3 protein-coding genes are annotated in these 1,421 nt (G+C 55.9%); 2 read left to right on the forward strand and 1 reads right to left on the reverse strand.

Annotated elements, in window-relative coordinates:
- The first annotated feature begins 95 nt into the window (after nucleotides 1-95).
- Complete coding sequence (locus tag AC1DH9_RS29165; protein ID WP_477809338.1) at nucleotides 96-350, forward strand: type II toxin-antitoxin system RelE family toxin; 255 nt, start codon at nucleotides 96-98, stop codon at nucleotides 348-350.
- Nucleotides 331-657 carry a helix-turn-helix domain-containing protein gene (locus tag AC1DH9_RS29170; RefSeq protein WP_019689429.1) on the forward strand — a complete coding sequence of 109 codons (327 nt, stop codon included), beginning with the start codon at nucleotides 331-333 and terminating at the stop codon, nucleotides 655-657. Before AC1DH9_RS29165 ends, AC1DH9_RS29170 begins: the two co-directional genes overlap by 20 nt.
- 131 nt (nucleotides 658-788) lie before the next feature.
- On the opposite strand, the gene AC1DH9_RS29175 is transcribed toward AC1DH9_RS29170, so the two are convergent.
- Nucleotides 789-1,133: a hypothetical protein gene (locus tag AC1DH9_RS29175; protein WP_054593274.1), complete on the reverse strand. Its 345-nt coding sequence runs from the start codon at nucleotides 1,131-1,133 to the stop codon at nucleotides 789-791.
- Nucleotides 1,134-1,421: the final 288 nt, after the last annotated feature.

A 1,421-nucleotide genomic window follows, 5' to 3' on the forward strand; every position in this document is an offset into this window, starting at 1 on the left:
AGGGTGTGTAGTGAGCGCAAGGAAAGCGCCGCACGGTTACTTATATAAATATAAGAAAACCATTGCATAACTTATGGAAGACTTATTAAGCTCTCATGAACGAAATCTACTGGACCCGCAAAGCCGTAAAACAACTGCTCAGGGTACACACGGAGCACCGGGCGCAAATCCGCGATGCCGTAACGCAGCTGGAGCGCATGCCCGACGCAATAAACGTCAAGGCGCTGGCCATGCACAATTGCGGGTATCGCCTGAGAGTTGCTAACTACCGGGTTCTGTTTGACTGGGACGGCTCGGTCCAGGTGGTCAGCATTCAAGAGGTCAAAAAACGTGACGAACGCACCTACTGACATACAAATCATCAACGGCCCGGACGGTGAGCCGGCCTTTGTGGTCATCCCCTACCAGCAATATGTCGCTCAACACGGCGGCACCGAGCTGATTCCTCATCAGGTGGTCAGCCGTATTGTCGACGGTGCCACCCCAATCCGCGCCTGGCGCGAACACTTGAACCTGACGCAGGAAGAAGTGGCAAAGCGAATGGGGATTTCACAACCTGCGTTCGCCCAGCAGGAGGCGGTAAACAAACCGCGCCGAGCCACTCGGGAAAAGATCGCCATGGCGTTCGGGATCAGGGCTGATCAGCTGGAGTTGTGAAGTCCCGGGCATTGCAGGCTCTGGATTCAGGTAGCGCACTAGCCTGGGGTGCCAGGGGTCGAATAACCGAAAACGAAAAAGCCCGGCAATTAGCCGGGCTTTTTCAAATCGTATCGCTGGAACCAGTGCGCTTACTTGCCCATGAGCGCGCCGCCGGCTGCGCCACCAAGGCCAGCACCAATGGCGGAACCGGTCTTGCCGCCCAGCGAGTTGCCGATGACCGAACCACCTGCTGCACCTACACCACCGCCGATTGCTGCTTTAGCGCGATGGCCCTTTTTCGCGCCGGCAGCACTGCCTGCAGCGCCTGCAACACCTGCACCGATCGCCGCGCCGGTGCTGCCACCAAGCTTCTGACCGACCACATTACCCAGCGCACCACCCAGGCCGCCGCCGAGGGCTGCGCTGCCATCACCGGCCATTGCGCCTTGAGCGACCAGAAGACCCAGAACCAGAGCAGGCAAAGTTAAACGCATGACATGAACCTCAAAAAGGGTACTGATTAGTAAAAAACCGGATGCTTAAAAAGGCCGTCGATTCAATCAAAGAACCGGCCCAACCCTCATGAGCGCGAGGGTTGGACAGTTTATACGCAAAGAGTTTTATCGCAGGCAAAAAAAAAGCCCGCTGKGGAGACGGGCTAATGGAATTGCTTTTTAACGGATGAGTTGAGCCTACGGATATGCTTGTGAAAGAAGCGTGAAAGAAACGCCCGAGAATCATTAATGTTGATACCGCGCATGACACGTCGTAAGCCTTCACGC

It is taken from the genome of Pseudomonas sp. 05T35 (assembly GCF_056396605.1).

Coding starts and splice junctions, on each gene's coding strand:
- AC1DH9_RS29165 (WP_477809338.1), top strand. CDS start 96: ATGAACGAAATCTACTGGACCCGCAAAGCCGTAAAACAACTGCTCAGG.
- AC1DH9_RS29175 (WP_054593274.1), bottom strand. CDS start 1,133: ATGCGTTTAACTTTGCCTGCTCTGGTTCTGGGTCTTCTGGTCGCTCAA.